The sequence below is a fragment of the Rhodococcus sp. DN22 genome (assembly GCF_036669995.1).
Taxonomy (GTDB): Bacteria; Actinomycetota; Actinomycetes; order Mycobacteriales; family Mycobacteriaceae; genus Rhodococcus_F; species Rhodococcus_F erythropolis.
This window is the reverse complement of record NZ_CP133326.1, coordinates 803,495-827,946: the sequence shown is the minus strand read 5'-3', so window position 1 is coordinate 827,946 and position 24,452 is coordinate 803,495. Positions and strand designations below refer to the sequence as shown.

The 24,452-nt window shown below is 62.9% G+C and carries 22 protein-coding genes; 13 read left to right on the top strand and 9 right to left on the bottom strand.

What is annotated here, in order from left to right; all coding sequences use genetic code 11:
• Nucleotides 1–44: 44 nt before the first annotated feature.
• Nucleotides 45–2,207, bottom strand: a complete 2,163-nt coding sequence (locus tag RA302_RS03780) for an acyl-CoA dehydrogenase (protein WP_019746852.1) — start codon at nt 2,205–2,207, stop codon at nt 45–47.
• Between the two features lie 94 nt (nt 2,208–2,301).
• Here RA302_RS03780 and kstR point away from each other — a divergent pair, with 94 nt between their 5' ends.
• Nucleotides 2,302–2,940 (top strand): cholesterol catabolism transcriptional regulator KstR, encoded by a 639-nt coding sequence (gene kstR, locus RA302_RS03775; protein ID WP_003945752.1) that lies wholly within the window; start codon nt 2,302–2,304, stop codon nt 2,938–2,940.
• A gap of 87 nt (nt 2,941–3,027) precedes the next feature.
• On the top strand, nt 3,028–5,568 hold the full coding sequence (otsB, locus tag RA302_RS03770) for a trehalose-phosphatase (RefSeq protein ID WP_019746851.1): 2,541 nt from the start codon (nt 3,028–3,030) through the stop codon (nt 5,566–5,568).
• A 3-nt stretch (nt 5,569–5,571) separates the two neighbouring features.
• On the opposite strand, the gene RA302_RS03765 is transcribed toward otsB, so the two are convergent.
• Nucleotides 5,572–6,660 (bottom strand): LacI family DNA-binding transcriptional regulator, encoded by a 1,089-nt coding sequence (locus RA302_RS03765; RefSeq protein WP_007733995.1) that lies wholly within the window; start codon nt 6,658–6,660, stop codon nt 5,572–5,574.
• 139 nt (nt 6,661–6,799) lie between these two features.
• Between RA302_RS03765 and RA302_RS03760 the strand changes: the two genes are divergently transcribed.
• From RA302_RS03760 to RA302_RS03730, 7 genes are all read left to right on the top strand, one after another.
• A complete protein-coding gene (locus RA302_RS03760) occupies nt 6,800–7,750 on the top strand; it encodes a zinc ABC transporter substrate-binding protein (protein WP_019746850.1) in 951 nt (316 codons plus the stop codon).
• A gap of 66 nt (nt 7,751–7,816) precedes the next feature.
• The gene (locus tag RA302_RS03755) at nt 7,817–8,695 is read left to right on the top strand and encodes a metal ABC transporter ATP-binding protein (protein WP_238054125.1); all 879 of its coding nucleotides are present in this window, start codon (nt 7,817–7,819) and stop codon (nt 8,693–8,695) included.
• Nucleotides 8,692–9,573 carry a metal ABC transporter permease gene (locus RA302_RS03750; protein ID WP_003945811.1) on the top strand — a complete coding sequence of 294 codons (882 nt, stop codon included), beginning with the start codon at nt 8,692–8,694 and terminating at the stop codon, nt 9,571–9,573. The genes RA302_RS03755 and RA302_RS03750 overlap by 4 nt, the downstream gene beginning before the upstream one ends.
• 34 nt (nt 9,574–9,607) lie before the next feature.
• Nucleotides 9,608–10,369: a 5-oxoprolinase subunit PxpA gene (locus RA302_RS03745; protein ID WP_020968397.1), complete on the top strand. Its 762-nt coding sequence runs from the start codon at nt 9,608–9,610 to the stop codon at nt 10,367–10,369.
• On the top strand, nt 10,366–10,980 hold the full coding sequence (locus RA302_RS03740; protein WP_081329070.1) for an allophanate hydrolase subunit 1: 615 nt from the start codon (nt 10,366–10,368) through the stop codon (nt 10,978–10,980). The genes RA302_RS03745 and RA302_RS03740 overlap by 4 nt, the downstream gene beginning before the upstream one ends.
• Before the next feature lie 57 nt (nt 10,981–11,037).
• Entirely contained in the window at nt 11,038–11,910 is an 873-nt protein-coding gene (locus tag RA302_RS03735) for a biotin-dependent carboxyltransferase family protein (protein ID WP_166501813.1), read from the top strand.
• A 77-nt stretch (nt 11,911–11,987) separates the two neighbouring features.
• Nucleotides 11,988–12,680, top strand: coding sequence for an LpqN/LpqT family lipoprotein (locus tag RA302_RS03730; protein WP_020723635.1), 693 nt, complete (start codon nt 11,988–11,990; stop codon nt 12,678–12,680).
• A gap of 88 nt (nt 12,681–12,768) precedes the next feature.
• On the opposite strand, the gene RA302_RS03725 is transcribed toward RA302_RS03730, so the two are convergent.
• Entirely contained in the window at nt 12,769–13,440 is a 672-nt protein-coding gene (locus RA302_RS03725; RefSeq protein ID WP_166501812.1) for a hypothetical protein, read from the bottom strand.
• Between the two features lie 366 nt (nt 13,441–13,806).
• On the opposite strand from RA302_RS03725, the gene RA302_RS03720 reads away from it, so the two are divergent.
• On the top strand, nt 13,807–14,529 hold the full coding sequence (locus RA302_RS03720; RefSeq protein ID WP_225320267.1) for a hypothetical protein: 723 nt from the start codon (nt 13,807–13,809) through the stop codon (nt 14,527–14,529).
• A gap of 172 nt (nt 14,530–14,701) precedes the next feature.
• The gene (locus tag RA302_RS03715) at nt 14,702–15,499 is read left to right on the top strand and encodes an AraC family transcriptional regulator (RefSeq protein WP_338479440.1); all 798 of its coding nucleotides are present in this window, start codon (nt 14,702–14,704) and stop codon (nt 15,497–15,499) included.
• A gap of 4 nt (nt 15,500–15,503) precedes the next feature.
• Here the strand turns inward: RA302_RS03715 and RA302_RS03710 are convergent, their stop codons facing one another.
• The gene (locus RA302_RS03710; protein WP_225320266.1) at nt 15,504–16,493 is read right to left on the bottom strand and encodes an iron-siderophore ABC transporter substrate-binding protein; all 990 of its coding nucleotides are present in this window, start codon (nt 16,491–16,493) and stop codon (nt 15,504–15,506) included.
• A 200-nt stretch (nt 16,494–16,693) separates the two neighbouring features.
• Here RA302_RS03710 and RA302_RS03705 point away from each other — a divergent pair, with 200 nt between their 5' ends.
• Together RA302_RS03705 and RA302_RS03700 are read left to right on the top strand one after the other, a co-directional pair.
• Nucleotides 16,694–18,322: an ABC transporter ATP-binding protein gene (locus RA302_RS03705; protein ID WP_166501811.1), complete on the top strand. Its 1,629-nt coding sequence runs from the start codon at nt 16,694–16,696 to the stop codon at nt 18,320–18,322.
• Nucleotides 18,319–20,100, top strand: a complete 1,782-nt coding sequence (locus tag RA302_RS03700) for an ABC transporter ATP-binding protein (RefSeq protein ID WP_166501810.1) — start codon at nt 18,319–18,321, stop codon at nt 20,098–20,100. Before RA302_RS03705 ends, RA302_RS03700 begins: the two co-directional genes overlap by 4 nt.
• Nucleotides 20,101–20,134: 34 nt before the next feature.
• Here RA302_RS03700 and rlmB read toward each other — a convergent pair whose 3' ends face one another.
• From rlmB to carD, 5 genes are read right to left on the bottom strand one after another with little or no spacing between them, the layout of a single operon-like run.
• Nucleotides 20,135–21,106 (bottom strand): 23S rRNA (guanosine(2251)-2'-O)-methyltransferase RlmB, encoded by a 972-nt coding sequence (rlmB, locus tag RA302_RS03695; RefSeq protein ID WP_003945749.1) that lies wholly within the window; start codon nt 21,104–21,106, stop codon nt 20,135–20,137.
• A 2-nt stretch (nt 21,107–21,108) separates the two neighbouring features.
• The gene (cysS, locus tag RA302_RS03690) at nt 21,109–22,503 is read right to left on the bottom strand and encodes a cysteine--tRNA ligase (RefSeq protein ID WP_003945830.1); all 1,395 of its coding nucleotides are present in this window, start codon (nt 22,501–22,503) and stop codon (nt 21,109–21,111) included.
• A gap of 11 nt (nt 22,504–22,514) precedes the next feature.
• Entirely contained in the window at nt 22,515–22,991 is a 477-nt protein-coding gene (gene ispF / locus RA302_RS03685; RefSeq protein WP_019746837.1) for a 2-C-methyl-D-erythritol 2,4-cyclodiphosphate synthase, read from the bottom strand.
• A complete protein-coding gene (gene ispD, locus RA302_RS03680; protein ID WP_081341377.1) occupies nt 22,992–23,690 on the bottom strand; it encodes a 2-C-methyl-D-erythritol 4-phosphate cytidylyltransferase in 699 nt (232 codons plus the stop codon).
• A 22-nt stretch (nt 23,691–23,712) separates the two neighbouring features.
• Nucleotides 23,713–24,201: an RNA polymerase-binding transcription factor CarD gene (carD, locus tag RA302_RS03675; RefSeq protein WP_003945666.1), complete on the bottom strand. Its 489-nt coding sequence runs from the start codon at nt 24,199–24,201 to the stop codon at nt 23,713–23,715.
• Between the last annotated feature and the right edge of the window lie 251 nt (nt 24,202–24,452).

The following is a 24,452-nucleotide window of genomic DNA, read 5'->3' as shown; positions in this document are numbered from 1 at the left end:
GTATCACCAACGTGGACATTTCTAAAGGCCTCTACTCACGCCGTCTAGTCACGGGGCAGGCCCAGAATTCTCTCCGCGGCGACGGTCAACAGAATCTGCGTGGTTCCGCCGGCAATCGACAGGCATCGCGTGTTGAGGAACTCACGCGAGAGCGGACCCTCCACCCATCCGGCTGGGCCACCCAATTCCATGGCGAACTCTGCGACATTCTGACGCTGGCGCACGCCCACCAGCTTGCGGACGCTCGACGCCGGGCCCGGATCCTGACCATCCAATTGCCGCAGTGTCGTGCGCAATTCCAGCAACGAGCCCACCATGGCGGTTCCGATCAGCCCACCGAGCTTGTCTGCAACCACAGGATCGGGATCGCCCGCCAGCTCGAGCAATTCCTCCATCGCACCGCCGAGCGAAGAGCCCCCGCTCATCGCGACTCGCTCGTTGGCGAGGGTTGTTCGGGCCAGTTTCCAGCCTCCGCCGAGCTGGCCGACGACGCAGTCGTCCGGCACGAAGACGTCGTCGAGGAAGACTTCGTTGAACAGAGCATCGCCGGTGATCTCACGCAGCGGCGAGATCCGAATCCCGGCCGTCTTCATGTCGAGAAGGAAGTACGTGATGCCCTTGTGCTTGGGAACCTCGCGATCGGTTCTGGCGAGGCAGATAGCCCAGTCAGCTTCACGCGCAAGCGAAGTCCAGACTTTCTGGCCGTTCAGCTTCCAACCGCCGTCGACCTTCTCCGCGGTCGTACGCAGCGCGGCAAGATCCGAACCTGCGCCAGGTTCACTGAAAAGCTGACACCAGGTGATCTCACCCTTGAGCGTCGGTGTCGCAAATCTTTCGATCTGCTCCGCACTGCCGTGCTCGAGGATGGTGGGAACTGCCCACCACCCGATCACGAGATCGGGTCGGCCGATACCGACGGCAGCCAACTCTTCCTCGATCAAAATCTGTTGCGCGGCCTTGGCGCCCCGGCCGTACGGCTTCGGCCAGTGCGGTGCAAGGTAGCCCGATTCGGCCAAAGCGTTGCGCTGTTCGGATTCGGGCAGCGCCACCAATTGCGCTACCTCTTCGCGAATGTCGGACCGGTCGGATTCCAGCTCACTCAAGTCGATCTGAAGGTGACGCCGTGCACCGCCGATCGTCAATTCAGCGACGCGTGCGCGCCAGCGGGACGATCCACCCAGAATCTGCCGGAGCGACAGTGCTCGACGAAGGTAGAAGTGCGCCTCGTGCTCCCAGGTGAATCCGATGCCGCCGAGCACTTGAATGCAGTCTTTTGCCGTGTCGACAGCGGCGTCCAGAGACACCGCGGCCGCCACCGCCGCCGCGATCGGAAGTTCGTCGCCCGACTCTGCAGCGACCGCACCATCCCAGGCGACAGCTCCGGCATTTTCCACTCGGCACAGCATTTCGGCACAGATATGTTTGATCGCCTGGAACGAACCGATGGGTTTTCCGAATTGTTCGCGAATCTTCGCGTACTCCACCGCAGTACGCAGACTCCACGCCGCAATTCCGGCAGCTTCGGCAGCCCCAAGTACCGCCGCTAGATCGGAAACCGATCCTGGCGCAATGTCATCGAGGATTCGGTCGGCGTCGACCGTCACTCGGTCGAAGGAGACTCGCGCCAGTGGTCGCGACTTGTCGATCGTGTCGACCGCTTCGTAGGTCACACCTTCGCTGTCTCCGTCGACGAGAGCCCAGACGACACGCGAGCCTTCACCTTCCGACACCACGCCCGCCGACACGAGGACCGATACGCCCGAGTCTCCACCCCAGGCGTAACCTCCTTCGCCATGAAGCTCGATGCCGCCGGACGCATTCGCCGTTGCCGCAACTGGACTTTCGTCCAATACGACGGCACACGGCAACGCACCGTCGGCGAGCATTTCGGACCAGCGCTTGGCAGCGGGCGACGAACTACGCCCAACCACCAGAGCTGCAAGTGCAGTCGTGAGAACAGGACCCGGCACGAGTTCGATTGCCGCCTGCTCGAGCATTGCTGCGAGATCGACGATTTCGGCTCCGGCTCCGCCTACCGATTCAGGAACGGCGACCGAAAATATCCCGAGAGACGCGAACTCGGACCATTTCTCCCGCCACGAAACTGCTGGTCCACGGCGTACCATGTCCATCGGCGTGGCCGAGCGAGCCCAGGCCTCTATCGATTCCTGGACCGCCCGCTGTTCATCGGTCGTGGCGATTGTCACAACTGGTTCCCGCCTCTCGATAAGTGACACAATTGTTTAGAACGTGTTCTAATATGACACCTGGCCAAGAGTCAAGGCGCGAAGGAATTTGTCGATGACCACAACATCCCGATCCCGCTCCAACGCGGTTGCTTCTGCAACGCTCGGGGACGACGATCTCAGCTCCAACGCGCAACGTGAACGCCGCAAGCGGATTCTCGACGCAACCCTCGCCCTGGCGTCCAAGGGTGGTTACGAGGCTGTTCAAATGCGCGCCGTGGCCGAGCGCGCCGACGTCGCAGTCGGAACGCTCTATCGCTACTTCCCATCCAAGGTTCACCTGCTGGTGTCCGCTCTGGCACGCGAATTCGAGAAGATCGATTCCAAGGGCAAGATCCCACCTGGAACCAGCCCGCTCGAGCGGATGCAGCTGATCCTCAGCCTCATCACCCGCGCGATGCAGCGCGATCCGCTCCTCACCGAAGCCATGACTCGCGCGTTCATGTTCGCCGATGCCTCCGCAGCGGCAGAGGTCGATCAGGTGGGCCAGTTGATGGACCGCCTCTTCGCACGAGCGATGACCGAAGAGGAGCCGACCGAAGAGCAGTTGGCAATCGCGCGCGTGATCTCCGATGTGTGGCTGTCCAATTTGGTGGCCTGGCTCACGCGACGTTCTTCGGCTACCGATGTCGCCAATCGACTGGAATTGACGGTTGAACTGCTGCTCGGTGATGGAACACGGAAACCCGAATAGACATCCTTTGTCGCATCTGTCATTTTTGCACTGATCTGGCAGAAACGTATCGAGCCAGGAGTCGCTGCATCACCTAGATTTGAAGAGGTGAGCGCACAAGATCTGTCCATCGAACTCCGCCGAGCGCTGTCGGGCGTGGCACGCACGCCGCGTCTGCTCGTAGCCTCCGACTACGACGGGACGATGGCACCCATCGTCGCCAACCCGGACAAGGCGTATCCCCGCGCGGAAACGGTGCGTGCGCTCCGCTCCCTCGCCAGCCTGGCGTCGACGACTGCTGCCGTGATCTCGGGCCGCGCCCTCAAGGATCTGGCGGCGCTGTCCCGGCTTCCCGCCGAAGTGCAATTGGTCGGCAGCCACGGCTCCGAGTTCGACATCGGATTCGTTCACGCGATCGACGCCGACGCCAGGAAACTGCTCGACGAGATCGTCACCGAGTTAGGCCGAATTGCCGCCGATACCCCCGGCGCAACTGTGGAGAAGAAGCCCGCCAGCGTCGCCTTGCACGTACGCAACACCAGCGCCGACGACGCCGAGAAGGCGCTCATCGCCGTTCGCACCGAATCGGCCCTCTGGCCGGGTGTTCAGGTCACCGAGGGTAAGTCGGTGGTCGAGTTGGCGGTCATCGCCACCGACAAGGGCCACGCACTCGACTTGATCCGCCATCAGGACGGCGCTACCGCTGCCGTCTTCATCGGGGACGACGTGACCGACGAAAAGGCGTTCAGCAGGCTGCAGGGGCCGGACATCGGAATCAAGGTCGGCAGCGGGGACACCGTCGCCGACTATCGCGTCGACAGCACCGAGGATGTCGCTGCTGCTCTGGCGTTCCTGCTCGACGAGCGTCGTACGTGGCTTTCCGGTGCCGACGCTCCGCCCATCGAGCGACTCTCGATGCTCGCCAGTCCTCGCACCGTCGCTTTGGTGACCCCGGATGCGACGCTGACCTGGTTGTGCCACCCGGAACCGGATTCAGCGGCGGTCTTCGCGCACCTTCTCGGCGGAACCGGGGCCGGCCACTTCTCGGTCGGGCCTCGCCGAACAGCCTTGCCGCTGAGCCAGAAGTACATCGACAGCACGATGACCGTTCAGACCCGCTGGGCGAGCCTGTCCGTCACCGACTACCTCCCCCACGACGTCCCGCAGGGGCGAACCGACCTGACCCGCATCATTTCCGGTCAGGCAGACGCGATCGTCTCGTTTGCACCCCGTCCCGAGTTCGGCCAGGGTCAGGTCACGCTCGAGGTCGTCGACGAGGGCATTCGGGTCCTCGGCACCAACGAGCCGTACGTGCTCCGCTCCCCTGGTGTGCTGTGGAACATCGCAACCGACGGAAACCAGCAGACTGCCCACGCCATCGTCGAGCCGTCCAAGGGTGACGTCGTACTCGAATTGCGCTGCGGAACAGAAGAACTCGGCCCTTCCGAAGTTCCGGAACTCGAGCGTCGAGCGACCTCGGAGGCATACTGGTCCGATTGGGCCAAGACGCTCGAACTGCCGAAGCTGAAGCCGGACTTGATGAAACGCTCTGCGCTGACCTTGCGCGGGCTGGTTCATGCCGATTCCGGTTCCATCATGGCCGCCGCCACAACATCCCTGCCGGAAGAGATCGGCGGAGTCCGCAACTGGGACTACCGCTACTGCTGGTTGCGCGACGCCGCCCTCACCGCAACAGCTCTCGTGAGCGTCGGATCCACCGACGAAGCCGAGAACTACCTCGACTGGGTCCACCGCGTGCTCGAAACGCTGCCGGGACCCGAGCGCCTGCACCCCCTCTACACGCTCTACGGGACCTCGCTACCGCCAGAGGCCGTCATCGATTCACTTCCCGGATACGCCGGCTCCAGGCCGGTCCGCGTCGGAAACGCCGCGAATCAGCAGGTTCAACTGGACGTGTTCGGCCCGATCGTCGAATTGATCGTCGAACTGGCGAATGCACGCGAAAAGGCCGGTGCCCCCGATCCTTTGAGTGACCGCGACTGGGAACTGGTGTGCGCCATGGTCGAAGCAGTGCAGCGGCGCTGGTTCGAACCGGACCACGGCATCTGGGAAATTCGCGACAACCCGCGCCACCACGTCTATTCCAAGGTGATGGGTTGGGTCACCGTCGACCGCGCCGTCGATCTTGCTACTCGCTTTTCTCGCGAGGCTCTGCCCGAGTGGGCGGAACTGCGTGACCAGATCGCCGACGAAGTACGACACAAAGGCTGGAAGGACGACGTCCAGTCGTACACCGCGGCCTACGACGGTACCGATCTCGACGCCGCTACTCTGCACATCGGACTGTCGGGACTGATCGATCCGACGGATCCGCGCTTTGCAGCGACCGTCGTAGCCACCGAGGCTGAACTACGCAGCGGCTCAACGGTATACCGATACCATCACGACGACGGTCTGCCCGGCATCGAAGGCGGGTTCCACCTCTGCGCCGCCTGGCTCGTCGAGGCCTACCTGCTGATCGGACAACGCCTGCAAGCAGAGGCACTGTTCGATCAGTTGGTCGCGGCAGCGGGTCCTACCGGACTACTCGCGGAGGAGTACGACCCCATCGCGGAACGCTCGCTGGGCAACCATCCCCAGGCGTACAGCCATCTGGGATTGTTGCGCTGCGCCCAACTCCTGGCGTGAGCGCTACCCCTTGATCCGACCTGATGTTCGCCCGGCCAGTAGTTCGGTGTCGAGCATCTCGACTATCGGAACGCCGGATCCAGACGGCGACATCAGGAGCGCACCGGCGCGCCGGCCCTTCTCTTCCTGGGGCTGGCGCACCGTTGTCAGTGATTCGCGCAGCGCCTCGTCGACGCCGTCGAATCCGGTGATCGACAGTTGGCCAGGTACATCGATGCCCTGCCAGCGCGCCCAGTCCAAGGCGCCGAGAGCCAGCACGTCGGTGGTGCAGACCAGTGCGGTGATCTCCGGGTTGGTCGCGAGAGCTTCCGCCGCCGCCGAGTGCCCGGACTGCGATGTGTGGACGTACCGCTCGATCACCGTGAGTGAGAGTGGGTCCATGTCGGACGCCACCATCGCGTCGCGCACTCCTTCGATGCGCTCACGCTGGACGTGGAAGTGCGGGGACTTGAGTCGTTCCTGGCTGACCACGCCGTCCATCCGGTCGCGCCCCAGCCTCATGCAGAGCACGCCGATGTCACGGTGGCCCAGCCCGATGAGGTAATCGGCGACCTTGCGCATGGCAGCGCGGTCGTCGATGCCCACGAGAGACGCACCGGGGATCTCGCGAGGCTGGTCGCACACGACGATCGGAATGTGACGCTCGAGCACGGCAGCGAGATACGGATCGTCGTCGGCCACCGAGTAGACGACAAAGCCGTCGACGCCCGCCTGCTGGACCACGGCCGCAGCATCCACCTCGTCGCGCCCGGGCCCGGCCGGGATGAGCAGCAAGCCCTGGCCGGCGTCCTCACACGATTCCGAGAGACCGGCGAGGAAGCTCATGGCGGCCGGGTCGCGGAACGAATAACTGAGTGCTTCGGTGAGCAGGAGACCGACGGCACCGGCTTTGCGAGTTCGCAAGGAGCGGGCGACCGGATCGGGTCCGGGATATCCGCGTCGCTTGGCCGCTTGGAGCACTCGATCCCGCAGCTCGACGGAGAGCTGATCGGGTCGGTTGTACGCGTTCGAGACTGTAGTTCTCGACACATTGAGCTCGGCGGCAAGCGACGCCAAAGTGGCTTGACGGCGTGGCTGACGGGACCGGGGCATAAACGGACGTTAGCCGTAGTGCCCGCAGACGGCGCGTTGGGGCTGAACCGAAGGTGAACTACCAGCGACTATGCGCTAATGTGTAACGGTAACGGTTTCCAATAGCATTTAGCCCAGCCTTTGTTCAGGAGAAAAGCACGTGCGTTCGTCGTCGAAATTCCGCACCGCCACCGCCCTCGCGGCCGTCTCGGTCGCCGCAGCATTCGCGCTCACCGCGTGCAGCTCCAGCTCGTCGAAAGACGAAGGCATCACCGTCGTCGCATCGACGAACGTGTGGGGCGACGTCGCGCAGGCCGTCGCCGGCGACAAGCTGACCGTGACGTCGATCATCAACGAGCCGTCCGCGGACCCGCACTCGTTCGAGGCGACTCCAGCCGATGCCGCCAAGATCACCGACGCTTCACTCGTCGTCTACAACGGTGGCGGCTACGACCAGTTCATCACCGACGTCCTCGACGCAGGCAAGGGTGAGCAGAAGACGGTCAACGCCTACAACCTGCTCGACGGTGGTATCCACGCCGGCGAAACCGCGGGCGAATCGCATGACGGTCACACCCACGGCGCAGTCAACGAACACGTCTGGTTCGACATTCCGACCGTCGACGCCGTCGCACATTCGGTTGCCGATCAGCTGAGCGCTCTCGATCCGGACAACGCGGCGACCTACGAGGACAACGCGAAGGCATACAGCCAGAAGCTCGCCGGCGTCACAGCGATCACCGATTCCATCGCCGCTGCCCACGCGGGCGCACCGGTGGCGCAGACCGAGCCGATCGCGCACTACCTCCTGGTCGCAGCTGAACTGAAGGACGCAACTCCCGAAGAGTTCACCAGCGCCATCGAAGACGGCAACGATCCTTCACCGGCCGCAATCGCCGCAACGCGCCAGCTCCTCTCGGAGAAGCAGGCCCGCGCACTGGTCTACAACATCCAGACGCAGGACAAAGTGACCCAGGACATGCGCACCACAGCCGAAACCGCCGGAGTGCCCGTCGTCGAGGTTACGGAGACTCTCCCCGAGGGCCTGGACTACATTCAGTGGCAGACGCAGACCGCGGAGTCGCTCGCAAACGCCCTCTCTGCCCAGTAATTATTTACCCCACCATTTCCGAGAAGAACCGATCGGCTTGTGACAGAAACTTCCGCGAATACTCCTGTGCCCCCTGGTAACACCGTGCCTCCTGGTAACACCGTGCCCGCTGTGACGCTGAAGGACGCTCGATTGTCCTTCGGTGCCCGCACCCTCTGGGACGGACTCGACCTCGACGTACAGCCAGGTGAGTTCATCGCCGTACTCGGACCGAACGGGTCGGGCAAGACCTCGCTCCTGAAGATTCTGCTGGGCCAACTACAACTCAGCGGCGGTAGCGCACAGATCGTCGGCACGCCGGCACGGGCCGGGAACTCACACGTCGGGTACATCCCGCAGCAGAAATCCATCGACGACGGCCTCCCGCTCCGCGGCCGCGACCTGGTCGGCCTCGGCGTCGACGGTCACCAGTGGGGTACGGGCCTACTGCGCCGGGGGCGTCGCCGCAAGATCGTCGACGACGCCATCGCACAGGTCAGCGCCCAGTCGTTTGCCGACGCTCCCATCGGTTCCATGTCCGGCGGTGAGCAGCAGCGACTGCGGATCGCACAGGCTTTGGTCGGCGACCCGCGGATCCTGCTGTGCGACGAGCCGCTGCTCAGCCTCGACCTCGCCAACCAGCACCTGGTCTCGACGCTGATCGACAAGCGTCGGCGCAGCCATGACACCGCAGTGCTGTTCGTGACGCACGAGATCAATCCGATCCTGCCGTTGGTCGATCGAGTGCTCTATCTGGTGGACGGCAAATTCCGGATCGGGACGCCGGCCGAAGTGATGACGTCCGAGGTTCTCTCGGATCTGTACAACACCGACGTCGAAGTGTTGCAGGTTCGTGGCCGCCTCGTCGTGATCGGCACCGGAGACGCCATCGACGCGCTCGGCAGCGCAGGCGGACTACGCCCGGGAGAAGGCGTTCACCATTCTGATGAGGATCACCACCAGTGAGTAACAAGTTCACCGACGCGATGTCGCGGATGTTCGACGTGTCCGCCACCGTCGACCTACTGCAGTACGACTTCGTCCAACAGGCGTTGATTGCCGGTGCCATCCTCGGATTGTTGGCAGGCATTATCGGGCCGCTGATCGTGAGCCGTCAGATGTCGTTCTCGGTGCACGGAACGAGTGAGCTGTCACTGACGGGCGCATCCGCCGCACTTCTCGTCGGTGTGGGCGTCGGCTTCGGCGCCATCGTCGGATCCGTGGTCGCGGCAGTGCTGTTCGGGCTGCTCGGAGCCAAAGCGCGCGACCGAGATTCGGTGATCGGCGTGATCATGGCTTTCGGTCTCGGCCTGTCGGTGTTGTTCCTCTGGGCGTACGACGGTCGCACGGGAACCAGCTTCTCACTGTTGGTCGGACAGATCGTGGCGCCGGGAAACAGCGGTCTCGAACTTCTGCTGCTGTGCGCGGTCATCGTGATCGGCACACTCGGATTCATCTACCGCCCTTTGCTGTTCGCAAGCACCGACCCCGAAGTTGCTGCAGCTCGCGGTGTTCCGGTTCGGGCACTGTCGATCGTGTTCGCAGTGTTGGTCGGCATCACCGCAGCACTCGGCGTACAGATCGTCGGTGCGCTGCTGGTGATGTCGCTGCTGATCACCCCCGCAGCGGCCGCCGCGTACGTCACGGCAAGCCCACTCAAGGCGACAATTCTCTCCGTCGTGTTCGCCGAACTGGCAGCCGTCGGCGGCATCCTTCTCTCGCTGGCACCCGGCGTTCCCGTCTCGAGTTTCGTCACCTCGGTCTCGTTCGTGATCTACCTGATATGCCGACTCTTCGGATCCGCACGTCGCAAGAATGCGGGACGGATTCCGGCGCACGCCTGAACACCGAGAGCCCATACCTACCTAGAATCGAGGTATGGGCTACAGCGTTGATCTGAACAGCGACCTCGGCGAGGGCTTCGGCGCCTGGACCCTGGGCGACGACGACGCCATGCTCGAACTTGTCACCAGCGCGAACATCGCCTGCGGATTCCATGCAGGCGACCCGACAACGCTGTTGGCGACTTGCGAATCAGCCGCCACCCGCGGCGTGCGGATCGGCGCGCAGGTGGGTTACCGAGACCTCGCCGGTTTCGGCCGACGCTTCATCGACATGTCCCCGAAAGACCTCACCGCCGACGTCATTTATCAAATAGGGGCACTCGACGGTTTGGCTCGTGTCGCCGGATCGCGGGTCACGTACGTCAAACCCCACGGCGCGCTTTACAACGCAATAGTCCATCACCGACGGCAGGCGCGGGCTGTGGTCGCCGCCGTCGTTGCCTACGACAGTTCGCTACCTGTTCTCGGACTACCTGGTTCGGTGTTTCTGGAAGAGGCGCGCGAAGCCGGTCTCGACGTGGTCGCCGAGGCTTTTGCCGATCGCGCGTACACGGCAGAAGGCACCTTGGTCCCCCGCACCGAGTCGGGCGCAGTTCTGCACGACCCGGCACTGGTTGCAGAACGGGTTCGGCGAATGGTCGTCGACGGCGAGTTGGATGCGGTCGACGGGAGCACCCTCAAGATCTCCGCGGAGTCGGTGTGCGTACACGGTGACAGTCCGGCAGCCGTCGACATGGCCGCAGCGATCCGCGATCTCCTCGAATCCTCCGACGTCGAGATCACGCCGTTCACATGATCACGATCCTGCCCGCCGGTGAATCCGCAGTCCTCGTCGAATACGACGAACTGCCGAGCGTGCTGGGCAACTTCAGGGCTCTCGACGCCAGTCGGATCCCCGGAGTGATCGATCTGATTCCCGCGCCGCGAACCATCCTGATCGAGTACGACAACACGATAACCGGGCACAAACTCGTGGAGAAATGGGTACGTGGGGCCGTACCCATCGAACTCACAGCAGATGAGAGCGGGCCTGCTGTCGCGATTCCGGTCCGCTACGACGGCGACGATCTCGTCGAAGTGGGCAAGCTGACCGGACTCGGGGTCGACGGTGTCATCGAGGCTCACACGTCTGCGTCGTGGACCGTCGCGTTCATCGGTTTCGCCCCCGGCTTCGCGTATCTGACCAGCAACGAGAGAAAGCTCGAAGTTCCACGTCGATCGGACCCGCGCAGGCAGGTCCCGGCCGGTGCAGTCGGGTTGGCCGGACCGTTCTCGGGCGTCTACCCGCGTAGCTCCCCGGGCGGCTGGCAGTTGATCGGAACGACGGAACTGTCGGTGTGGGATGCCGAGCGCCGCCCGCCGGCGCTGCTTCTACCCGGCACCACAGTCACCTTTGTCCGTGCATGATTTCGGTGCAAGCATGATTTTGGTGTCTTCACCGCGTTGTTGCGGGACAATGGATTCATGGCCTGGCTCGAGGTAGTGCGTACCGGCCCGCTCGCCACAGTTCAGGACCGCGGGCGGAGAGGCTACGGCGCTCTCGGGGTCGGCAGATCCGGCGCTGTCGACATGATCTCGCACGACAGCGCGAACAGACTCGTAGGCAACACTTTTCGAGCAGCAACCATCGAAGTCACCACTGGGGGTTTTGCTATGCGGGCCGTCGGTTCGATGACGGTGGCAGTGACAGGCGCGCGGGTGCCGCTGGCCGTCGACGGACGGCCGGCACCTGACTACGCGAGCATCCACCTGGGCGGTGGCAGTATTATCGAATTGGGTTACAGCACAACCGGGTTGAGAACGTATATCTCTGCACGCGGTGGCGTCGACGTCCCACAGGTACTCGGCAGCAGATCCACCGACACACTCTCCGGACTCGGGCCGCCGCCGCTCGCCGCCGGCGATCTACTCCTCCTCGGGGCAGAGGAAGGGACGTGGCCCACCGAAGAGTTGATTCCACCGCCCGCACCTGCACTCGGCGCAGTTCCGATCGAGATCACGCTCGGCCCCCGAAATTCCTGGTTCACCGCCGCATCCGTTCACGCGCTCCTTCACACCGCGTGGAAAGTCACCGAACACACCAACCGAGTCGGGGTCCGGTTGCAGGGCCAAGGGCCTTTACATCGCTCACGCACCGAGGAATTGCCGAGCGAAGGCGTCGTGATGGGATCCATCCAAGTGCCGCCAGGCGGCCAGCCCGTCGTGTTTCTGGCAGACCATCCCGTGACTGGCGGATACCCGGTCATCGCCGTCGTTTCCGACGCTGGGATTGCGTCGCTGGCACAGCTGCGGCCCGGCAGCACCATTACCTTGAAGGCCACTACCAGGCCGTCCTAGCGCTGATAGTCTCAGCCGCGCCAGCAATGCTGCCGGCGGCGCTCGGCCGTCGCCAGAACCTGAAGGACTTTCACACTATGAGCCCTAAGAGCAGCACACTTGCTCTCGGAATAGCGTCACTGATCACTGCTGCACTCGTCCTGTCCGGATGCAGCAGTTCGGAAAGCGGCGACGCTGTCTCCAGTGATACCAGCACCAGTGAGACCACTGCTTCCGAAAGTTCTGCATCCTCGTCGTCTGCCGCTGCCGCGACGCCGACCTTGAGGGACGGAACACCGTTCATCGGTGAGCGGACGACGATCGAAACCGGCGACGACCCCGAAGCGCCGAGCATCAGCGTCAGCCTCCCGCCGAGCTGGACTCACGGCGAGAACATCCCTGCCGGCGTTACGGATGCGTTGTCCAGCAACAGCCAGGAACCCAGCGGTTTCATGCCGAACACCACCGTGACGGTCGAAAACCAAGGCACCGCAACAAAAGACGAGGTTCTTGCCGCTGCGCGTGAAACGATCGCCACCCTCGACGGATGGACCGAGGTGAAGTACACCGAGATCGACGTCGACGGACAGCAGGGGTTCCGCCTCTCCGGAACCTGGACCGCCCCAAACCTGGACGTTCCGCTCTACGCCGTCATGACAGTCGTCGCTTACCAAGCCGACGACAACTCGCCGGTCTACCTGGTCAGCTTTGCGAATCAGTTCACCGACACGACGAACATGCAGACCTCCAACCAGGTGGAGGAAATCAACACCTCGATCGAATTCGGCTGAGCACCTCATGATTTGAGCGCTTGATCACCGAGCAACCGCGGCGGGCCGAGACTACGACAGTCTCGGCCCGCCGTTTCACAATTCTCGGCTAACTCGAGCCGAACAGTCCACTGAGGGAACCGAGGCCACCACTCAACGAGCCGAGCGATCCGGTTCCGCCACCGGTTCCGGGGTTCGTGCCAGGGTTCGTGCCGGGGTTGGTTCCGGGATCTGTACCAGGATCAGTACCTGGGCCGGTCGGATCCGTTGCCTGCACCACGATGGCGGGCCCCATTTCCGGGAAGCTGGCGCTGGTTCCGGCCCCACCACCCAAGAGCGTCGCGCCGACAGTCAACCCACTGCCATAGGTACCCGGATCACACTTCACGACATAGCTGGTCTTCATCGTTATCGGGTTCTTGCTGTTGTTGTACCAACCGTTACTGGTGAAGACCTTCGTGGTTGCGGTCGACTGGGAGGCATTCGGGGTTTCCACAGTTTCCTTCATGACACCTCCCAAACCTGGGAGGCCACCCATGAGTTTCGAAATCTTTGCCGAGCCCGGCACGAACTCGAGACAGCCGGCATGAATCTCGGTCAGCCGGTTGACATACCCTTCGAGCCCGCTCTTAGTCGACACTGTCGTGTAGGTGATCGTGTCACCGACCTTCGGGGACGCATTGTCCACGGTGCGAGTAAATGTGTAGGCACCAGAAGTTGCCGTCTCGGCAGTCGCGACTCCCGCACCCAGCGCGCTTGCACCCACAGCGAGAGCGATCACCCCCAAACCAGCTCCAACGGTGGACAGTCTACGATTCCTGGATCCAAACTTTGCCACGAACAATCTCCACTCTGTGAGGTTCCAGGACAACCGAATTCGTTGATTACTGAAACTTGTTGCAACCCGACTCTCGAAGTACGATACAGTCGACCTGGACATTCGCCCAGCTTTTCGCCGACTTGGTCGCCAATCAGTTAACAACAGGCAATCAAGGTCGAAAAAGTCCTCTCAATTCGGACTTTTCCGTAAATTCTGCCGAACTGACACATAGGCAAGCGTCCGATAGGTTTCAATGGTTACCACGGCGCAACCTTTGAAGAGTCATCCCCATCGCCGTCAGCGTGAACCCCTCGAACGGAGAATTTCATGTCACGTTTCTCAATGCGCAAAACACTCACCGGAGTAGCAATCGCTGCGCTTGCAACCAGCGGACTTCTCATCGGCACCGGAGCTGCGCACGCAGATGCCGCGCACCCGAAGACCAACACCGTGACTTCGAACCAAGTCACGATCACCAAGAGCGTCGTAGGCGACGGAGAAGTGGCGCCCGGCGGAAAATTGACCGTCCGCACCACGGTTTCGGCCAACGGCCATCCGGACTTCTTCGTCAACAAGTTCGTCGACCGTTTCCCGGCCGGATACACCTACATCAAGGACAGCGCCTCGATCGATTCATGGCACTTTCTCGGACTGACTCAGAAAACCGAGAAGGTCTCCCCCACCGTCGACAATGCGGCGCGCACCGTCACAATTCCCGATGCGGGTTGGAATGTCTCGATCACCGGCAGCAAGACAGTCACTTTCGAAGTGAGCTACCTGGTTCCGACCAACGCACAGCCGGGAACTTACGTCGAGCTCCCCAGTTCCATTGGCATCTCGCTGTGGGGCAGTGATCAGAACATCGGCGATGTCTACGCCAAGATCCGCGCCAAGAACCCCGGTGAGGCTGCCGCATCGGGCTCGGCAGATCTGGGCTTCGGCTCTTCTGACGGCGAGGGCGGAACCGGTTCGGCCGGCTCCTCCATCCTCGACAACCCGGCCGGCTTCATCTCCGACATCATCAGCGGTGTCCTGGCCAACGGCAGCTGATTCACCTGCTCCACCTGTAAACACTCCGTCGGGGAATGTGATCGAGGGTGGCATCGAGTCTTCGGACTCGGTGCCACCCTCGGTCTTTTGTCGCGACCGCACTCCCTCGTGCCCTGCGTCGAAGAACCAAATAGGAAAGCATTACCTAAGTCATTCGCGGTATGATCCACCGATGAGTTCCACAGGATTTCCGTACTGGGCTGTGCCGGCAGGCCGGTACGTTCCGCTCCCCTTCGCCATGACGACGTCCACCATCGGGCGCGATCAGAAGCGCGCGTGGCGTGAGATCCGCCATCCCGAGCACGAACTCCTGTGGGGCGCTTCCGGCGAGATGAGCGCGTACATCGACGACGTTCGTTGGCAGATCCCACCGACGGTCGGTATGTGGATTCCGGCTGGAACTCCACGTCGCATCACGCTCGGCGCATCCACCGAGGCTCGCTTCACCTATTTCCGGCCCGAGTCGTTCCCCCACCCGTGGACAAAACCCGCGATCATCGGCATCGACGACGTGGTCAAGACGATGCTCATCCATCTGCACCAGCGAAACATGCCTACCGAGGCTCGCTTGCGGGCGGAATCCGTAGTCTTCGACACGCTCGCGCCCATCGAGGCGGCTGATGTCGCAGTGCCGATGCCCGCCGATCCGCGGGCCCTCGCCGTTGCACGCCGCTTGATCGCCGACCCCGCCGATCAACGCGGGCTTGCCGATTGGGCCTATGTGGTCGGAGGAAGCACCCGTACCCTGAGCCGCGTGTTCTCTCAGGGAACGGGGATGTCCTTCACCGAGTGGAGGATTCAAGTCCGCGTCCGCGCCGCGATGTCCTATCTCGCTGCGGGCGTTCCTGTTTCGACGGTTAGCCGTCGCGTCGGATACGAAACCCCCAGCGCCTTCACCAGCGTGTTCCGCAAGGTCACCGGACGAACACCGAAGAACTATTACTCGGACGCGTGCGAATTGTCAGCCTAACTGGTCAGAAGCCGTTCATCTTCGAGACCAGTTCGGCGAAGGCATATTTGACGCTCAGCGACGTGGGCGAAGCCAGTGCCATGACTCGTGCCAGACCGAGCTGCTGAATCAGCCTGCCGTCCTTGACTGCAGGCAGGTCGGCAAACAACTTGTCCCCCATCAATCCGGGGAGCCCCTGACCACTCGCGTCGTTGAGCACGATCACGTCCGCGTCCAGTTCGTTGTACTGTTCGCGCGATGCAGTCACCGACCCCTGGGTGTCCCCGCACAGCTCTGCGCTTCCGGCCGACTGCTTCAGTCCGAGCTGGGACATCAGGATGACTCTGCCGTCGTCGGCGCAGTAATTGGTGAGGCCGTCGATGTTTCCCGACAGGAAGGTCAAGGTTTTCCCGTTCAGATTCGGGGACCCAGCAGCCAGGTCGGCTATGGAATCGTCAGTTTCCTCGATCAGCTCAGCCGCCCGCTTCGGTTGTCCGAGTACTGAACCGATGGTCGACATCTGCTCTTGCCACGTAGTCGCCCATGCGGTCTCCTTGAACGGAATCGTGGGTGCGATCTGAGAAAGACGTGCGTAGTCGTCTTCGGTGATTCCCGAGACCACTGCGATGATCACGTCCGGCTCCAACGCCAGGATCTGCTCGAACGGCACACCGGACGTGCTGTCGAGCAACGTGGGTTCGACATCGCCCAACAATTCTTCGTCCCACGGCAGGATGCCGTTCTCCAAGCCTGCCCCACTGAACGACTCCATGGCGACGGGTGTCTTGCCCAGTGCGAGGACCGAATCCTGGCTGTTCCAGCCGATCGTCACGATCCGCTGAGGTTCGGTCTCGATGGTGGTCGACCCGTACGCGTGATCAACGGTGACTGGCAGCGCGCCGGCCTCGGCCAACTGCGTCGTGCCCTCCGACGCTGTTGACTCGGTGCTGCTCTGGCAGCCTGCGAGCAGGGCAATCGCGGCCAACGCAGCCACTATTCGGGTAGTGCTCTTCATCTTCTGTCAGCTCTCTTCGCAAACGTACTTTGTTTCGACCAGCCAGGTATATCGAGACCCGATCCCGGTAATGGGGTGTCGATACTCCATCTGTCCGTTGCCGCGTAGCCCTTGGCATCTGCGAGCACTTTCCGCACTCGTACCGGCTCTACCGTAGAACTGCACAACGAGTGTTCAGATCTGGGCGAGGAGTTTCACGAGTGTCAGCGCTGCCCGAAACTCGTTCCGGTCCGATGGAGATGATCCGAGTCGGATCATTCTCCTCCGGACGCGGCCCGCGACTGGTTGCAGCCGTCACCGGGCAGGCGTCGTATCAGGTAGCTCAAGCCCTCATCCCGGTGCTGATCGGCACCGTCGTCGACCGGGCAATCGGAAAGTCCGACAGCACAGCACTTCTCGTGTGGCTTGCGGTGCTGTGTGCTCTGTTCGTGGGACTCGCTCTGTCGTGGCGCATCGCAGTTCGCCTGAACACGCAGGTCTTCGTCTACGGCGAACACGACCTACGACTGAATGCTGCCAGACGAATACTCGATGCCAGGGGGATGAAAGCTCAGCGTTCGACCGGTGAAGTTCTCACCATCTCTACCTCGGATGCCTCACACGTCTCGGGCTTCTCCTGGGTTGTCGCCGAACAGGGCTCGGCATTTGCGGGGCTCGCCGCGGCAGTGATTTCGCTTGCCTTCGTCTCGTGGCCGCTCGCACTGATCGTCGTACTCATCACCGCTGCGCAGCTCATATTCATCCACAAGATCAGCGGTCCGTTGGACGAGCGCGTGTATGCAGAGCAGAAGAAGGCAGCCGAGGCAGGCATGCTTGCAACGGATTTCACGCTGGGACTGCGGGTACTGAAGGGTTTCGGGGCTGAACCCACCGCCCTGTCGCGATACGTCAACGCGAGCCGGGAGTCGATGAAGGCAGCGATCCGGACGGTCAGAGCAATGTCCAGCCTGACCGCGCTCAATTCCGGGGTCTCCGCGTTGGTGCTGGCTTCGGTTGCGCTTGGAGCCGCGTGGATGGCGCATCAAGGCACGATCACCGTGGGCAATTTCGTCACCGTTGTCGGCTTGAGCAGAGTGATTGCCGGTCCGATGGAAACGCTGGGGTTCTTCGGTGCCGAACTCGCTGCCAAGCGAGGTTCCGCGCGCAGACTGTCCGAACTGTTGGCCGAGCCACACCTGATCGAATCGCTGGCCCCCACGGCCGCGACCGAACCTGCCAGAACTGAAGACGCCCTATTGATTTCGGCGGACAACGGAGCCGTCGTCTCAGCTCGCCGCGGAGAAGTGGTGGGTGTGCGCGCTGACGATTCCGCCGACCGACTGGCACGACAATTCGCCTATCAGACCCCGCTCGCCCCCGACTCTTACTTCGTATTCGGCACCGATGCAACCGACCTCGGCCCGGACGGAGTTCGTGATCAGGTGTTCGTCTCCGCCCATGAAGGAACCGTGTTCACCGGCACCGTCTTCGACAATCTGGCTGCACCGAACGTCGACTCGTCGGCAATGACGTCATCTGCGCTCGACGACGTGTTGACGCATCTGCCTGACGGCCACCTCTCCGAGGTAGGCGAGCAAGGAAAGAAACTCTCCGGAGGTCAACGCCAACGCCTTCTCCTCGCCCGCGCTCTCCATCAACCCCAGCCGATCCTGGTCCTCCACGAACCCACCACTTCCGTGGACTCTGTCACCGAGCATCGAATTGCACACTCCCTGAGAAACTTCCCCGACAAGGCCATTCTGGTGATCACCTCGAGCCCGACCCTGCTCCATTCGTGTGACCGTGTCGTCACGATCGACCACGGCGTTCGGGAGGGAGAGTCGCTGTGACCGATACCCTTCCGGATGCATCTGCTGTTCCGGTTGTATCTGCCCTGCCGATCGCGTCGACCAAGCAGACCGTCCGCGCATTGATCGCACTGCTTCGGCCACGCAAGCGAGCGCTCGCACTCACGACCGTCGTGCTTCTCTCTGCTACGGCCTGCGGCCTGTCCACCCCGGCACTGCTCGGACTCATGGTCGATGCGGTCACGGAGGGCAAACCGTTTGCCTCACTCCTGCGTATCACCGCGTTCATGCTCGGCGCAGCGGCAGCAGGGGTTGCGCTGACCTGGTGGAGCACACAGCTTCTGGCGAATGTCGCGCAGAACGTGCTGGCCGATCTTCGTGAGGACGTGTTCGCCGCCACCCTCGCGCAGCCGTCGTCACTGGTCGAGGATGCCGGAACCGGTGATCTGATTTCCCGGGTCTCGGGCGACGTCGAAGCGGTAAACACCGTCATCGCGCGAGTACTACCCGCCACCGTGTCTGCCCTGTTCATGATTTCACTGACGCTTGTCGGTGTGGGAGTGATCGATTGGCGCTTCACCGTGGCAATCGTTGCCGTTGCGCCGATTCACTATTTCGCTCTTCGTCATTTCCTCCGACGCTCCGGACCCGTCTACCGACGCTCTCGCGCTGCGCAGGCCAGGCGGGGACAACAGCTCATCGAAACTCTGGGTGGTGCAGGCACTGTCACTGCCCTGCGGCGAACAGACGAGCATATCGGCCGAATCGCCGAGACCTCCGAGCATGCCATCAGCTTCGACATGCAGGCAGTTCGCCTGCGCACCAACTTCTTCGCCCAACTCAACGGCGCCGAACTGCTCGGACTGGCCGCCGTCCTGAGCGTCGGCTACTGGCTCGTGACCACAGGCTCGGTGTCCATCGGGGCCGCTACCGCCGCCGCCCTCTACTTCCACAGTCTGTTCAGCCCCATCGCGGTATTTCTCTCGAACATCGACGAATTGCAGGATGCGGGTGCCAGCCTGGCTCGCCTGATCGGAGTCACCGCGATGCCCGGGCGGCCCACGAGCATTCCTGCCTCGGCTCGGTCCGAACCCATCGGCGTCGAGGTGGACCGGGTTTCCTACTCGTACGACAACTCCACCCCGGTGATCGATTCGATCTCGATCTCGATCGCACCGGGGGAACGAATCGCCGTCGTCGGAAGCAGCGGCGCCGGAAAGACCACGCTCGCCAAACTGATTGCCGGCATCATTCCCGTCGGGGACGGGCGAATCACCGTCGACGGCACACTGATTGACGACCTGAGTGATGCCGAACTTCGGCACGACGTCGTCCTCGTCAGCCAGGAAGTTCACGTGTTCGTCGGGACGATCGCCGACGATCTCCGGTTGTGTGCACCAGATTCGGACGATGCGAAGATCGCCGAAGCCGTCGACACGATGAAAGCTCAATGGATTCATGAACTTCCGGACGGACTCGAGACCAGGGTCGGGGCCGGTGGGTACCAGTTGACGGCGGCGCAGGCACAGCACATAGCCCTCGTCCGACTGGCTCTGCTCGATCCTCCCGTCGTCATCCTCGACGAGGCGACTGCCGAAGCCGGAACCACCGCAGCCGGTCTACTCGATCAGGCAGCCGAGCTCGCAGTCACCGGCAGGACCGCCGTGGTGATCGCACACCGGCTGAGCCAAGCAGTCCGCGCCGATCGCATACTCGTCATGAGCGGTGGCCGCGTAGTCGAGAGCGGAACACATGACGAACTGATCGGCGCGGACGGTTCCTACGCTGCACTGTGGGAAGCCTGGTCGGTACGGAGCTAGAACCCCGCCAGACTCACCCGAAAGCCGTTACAACTCAGCTGCTACGACGCCTGCGGGCGATGTCCGCCAGGACGACTCCGGCGGCAACCGAGGCGTTGAGCGACTCGACCGGACCGGCCATCGGAATCGACAAGATCGCGTCGCAGTTCTCGCGGACGAGGCGCGAAAGGCCCTTGCCCTCGGAACCGACCACGATCACAACGGGACCGCTGCCGTCGAAATCGTCGAGAGTGGTGTCGCCCTCGGCGTCGAGACCGACGACCTGAACACCCTTCGATGCCCAGTCCTTGAGCGTGCGGGTGAGGTTGGTTGCCCGAGCAATCGGCAAACGAGCGGCAGCGCCGGCGCTGGTACGCCAAGCGACAGCACTCACGCTCGCGCTACGACGCTCCGGAATCACGACGCCGTGTCCACCGAAAGCTGCGACCGAGCGCACGACGGCACCCAGGTTGCGGGGATCGGTGATGTTGTCCAGCGCGACGAGCAGCGGCGGCTCGGCATGCTTGCGTGCCTCCGAGAGAAGATCGTCCGGGTGCGCGTAGCGGTACGGCGGAACCTGCAGGGCGATGCCCTGGTGAAGACCGTTGGCGCTGAGGCGATCCAGATCGGTGCGGGGGACCTCGAGGATCGAGATGCCGGCATCCGCAGCGAGCTGAACGGATTCCTTCAGTCGATCGTCGCTCTCGGTGCCGACAGCCACCCACAGCGCCGTCGCCGGAACACCCGCGCGCAGGCACTCCACCACCGGGTTGCGACCGAGCACGGTCTCGGGACCGTCGAGAACCTTGCGGCCCGGACCCGGACGGCCACCGCGGCCCTGCTTCTCGTCGGCACGTGCGGCGCGCGCTGCACGCTTTGCCGCGGGATGCTTGGTGCGTGCCTCGGCGGGCGGCGTAGCGCCACGCCCTTCGAGACCGCGACGGTGCTTACCGCCGGAACCGGCAACCTGGCCCTTCTTGGTGCCGCCCTTACGGACTGCGCCGCGCCTGCTCGAGTTTCCAGCCATTGTTACTGCCCTGCCTTAAGGGACCATTCGGGTCCGTCGGGAGTATCGGTTACTTCGATACCCGCCTTGATGAGGCGATCGCGGACCTCGTCCGCCACCGCCCAGTTCTTTTCCGTACGTGCCTGCTGCCGACGATCGAGATCGGCCCGCACCAACACGTCCAAAGCTTCCATTGCCGTCTCGGTGTCGCCACCGGACTGCGTCCAATGCTCGTCGAGTGGGTCGACGCCCAGGATCGCGAGCATGGCCCGCACCTGACCGGCAGCCACCCGAGCCGCGTCGAGATCACCGGCAGCGAGCGCGGAATTACCCTCGCTCGCCTTGCCGTGAATCTCGGCCAACGCGATCGGCACCGACAAGTCGTTGTCGAGAGCCGCCGCGAAACCTTCGGTCCACGTACCGAGTTCGACGCCACCCGCACGCTTGTGTGTGCGCAGGACGAACGACTCGAGCCCCTGGTAGGACTTCGCGCTTTCGTCCAACGCCTCGTCCGAGTACTCGAGATTGGAACGGTAGTGCGCACTACCGAGGTAGTACCGAAGTTCTTGCGGACGAACCTTCTTGAGCACGTTCGGCACAGAGAGAACGTTGCCCAACGATTTGGACATCTTCTCGCCACTCATCGTGACCCAGCCGTTGTGCAACCAGTACTGAGCGAAATCGTCGCCGGCGCACTTGGCCTGCGCAATTTCGTTCTCGTGGTGTGGGAAGACGAGATCGCGTCCACCACAATGGATGTCGAATGCGGCCCCGAGGTAGAACTCCGCCATGGCCGAGCACTCGAGGTGCCAGCCCGGACGGCCAGGTCCCCACGGTGTCGGCCACGAGGGCTCACCGGGCTTGACGGCCTTCCAGAGGGTGAAGTCGCGAGGATCGCGCTTGCCCTCGGCCGCACTCTCGCCCTGATGAACGTCGTCGAGTTTGTGGCCGGACAGTGCGCCGTACTCGGGGTAGCTCTGCACGTCGAAGTAGACGTCGCCGCCCGCCGCGTACGCGTGGCCGTTCTCGATCAGGCGTTCCATCATCTCGACCATCTGCGTCACGTGACCGGTGGCCCGCGGCTCGATGGACGGCGGCAGCACACCCAGTTGGTCGTAGGCCCACGTGAACGACCGCTCGAACGTCGCCGCCCACTCCCACCAAGGTCGACCGGCGCCGGCGGCCTTGTTGAGAATCTTGTCGTCGATGTCCGTCACGTTGCGCACGAAGGCAACGTCGTTGCCGTGCGCCAACAGCCAGCGTCGCAGCACGTCGAAAGCGACGCCGCTACGAACGTGTCCGATGTGAGGATCGCCCTGAACTGTCGCCCCACACAGGTACACCGATGCATGTCCGGGGGCCAACGGAACAAAATCCCGAAGGGCCCGCGTACCGGTGTCGTATAGGCGCAGGGTCACGACCAGCGATCTTACCTGTCGTGTTCGGTTGTCATGACCAACGCGGTGGCCATGGCGGCGATCCCCTCGCCGCGGCCGGTCAAGCCGAGGCCGTCCGTGGTGGTCGCGGACACCGAAACAGGCGCGCCGAGAATGTCCGAGAGCACCTTCTGTGCCTCGCCGCGTCGCGGCCCGATCTTCGGTCGGTTGCCGATGACCTGCACCGCGGCGTTGCCGACGGTGAACTGGTTCTCTTCGAGCAGTCGACGAACCTCGGCAAGCATTCGAGCGCCGCTCACGCCGTCCCATTCGGGCCTGCCGGTGCCGAAAACCGAACCGAGGTCGCCAAGACCTGCGGCGGAGAGCAACGCGTCACAGAGCGCGTGGACGGCGACGTCGCCGTCCGAATGCCCCGAGCACCCGTCTGCTTCCTCGAACAGCAACCCGGCCATCCAGCAAGGTCGGCCGACCTCGATGGGATGAACATCCGTGCCGAGACCGACGCGCATCTATTTTCCGTCCTGTGAGTCCGCGCTCAACTCTGTCTCCGAGATCAGGAGCGCCCGTGCAAGGACGAGGTCGAGCGGAGTGGTGATCTTGAAGGCGAGAGCGTCGCCGGGAATCGTCTGCACCGAAACACCGAGACGCTCCACCAGAGCGGCGTCGTCGGTCGCGGCGACGTCACCGGCGTCGTACGCACTGCGCAGGACGTCGGTGGAGAAGCCTTGAGGAGTTTGAACCGCACGCAACTCCGAACGCAGAGGCGTTCCGGTGACTACGCCGAGTACGTCGACCGACTTGATCGTGTCGGTAACCGGGAGTACCGGGATGACAGCGGAGCTGCCGGCTCGGAGAGCGTCGACGACGCGCGCGATCAACGCCGGCGGCGTCAATGCCCGCGCGGCGTCGTGCACGAGTACAAAATCTGCGTCGCCGGCAGCACTGAGACCGGCTCGAACCGAATCCGTTCTTTCGGCACCACCACCGACGACGTCGACGTCCGATGCACGACCGAGGTCGGCTACGACGGATTCGACCAGTTCAGGCGGCACAATGACAACAACGCGGTCGATCGCTCCGGATTTCCGGAGTCCATCGACCGCGCGTGCAAGCATGGTGCACCCACCGAGTTCGACAAATGCCTTGGGCAATTTCTCGCCCAATCGCACTCCCCGACCTGCGGCAGGTACCAGGGCTACTACTGCCACTGTCAGCTTTGTTGTGTTGCAGTCAGGACGCGGCCGCGAGGACCTCGTCGAGAATGGTCTCTGCCTTCTCGGTGTCAGTGCCCTCGGCGAGCGCGAGCTCTCCGACGAGAATCTGACGAGCCTTGGCGAGCATGCGCTTCTCACCAGCGGAAAGCCCGCGGTCCTGCTCACGACGCCACAGGTCACGAACAACTTCCGCAACCTTGTTCACGTCACCTGAGGCAAGCTTCTCGAGATTTGCCTTGTATCGACGAGACCAGTTGGTGGGCTCCTCGGTGTGCGGTGCTCGCAGAACCTGGAAAACCTTGTCGAGGCCTTCTTGGCCAACCACGTCACGAACTCCGACGTACTCTGCGTTGTCTGCAGGAACCCGTACTGTGAGATCGCCTTGAGCGACCTTCAGAACCAGGTACTCCTTCTGCTCACCCTTGATGGTGCGGGTTTCGATAGCTTCGATCAGCGCCGCACCGTGATGGGGGTATACGACGGTGTCTCCGACCTTGAAAATCATGTGTCCCGTGCCCCTTTCGATTCCACTAGTTTAACACGTGAAAGAACCGACCACTCATCAACTGTGCAGGTCAGGGGCATCCTTGCTCGAGCGTAGGGGTTGACAGGGCTTGTTGTACGTGCATTCAACTGGTCTGGAGCACCCCTGCATAACCGACTGAAAGCCCACGCAGACAACCGTTGTGGCGACCCGACGGCCAGCCCGCGGGACCTTATCTACTACTCTGCCTAGTGGAGTGCGAACCTGACGCC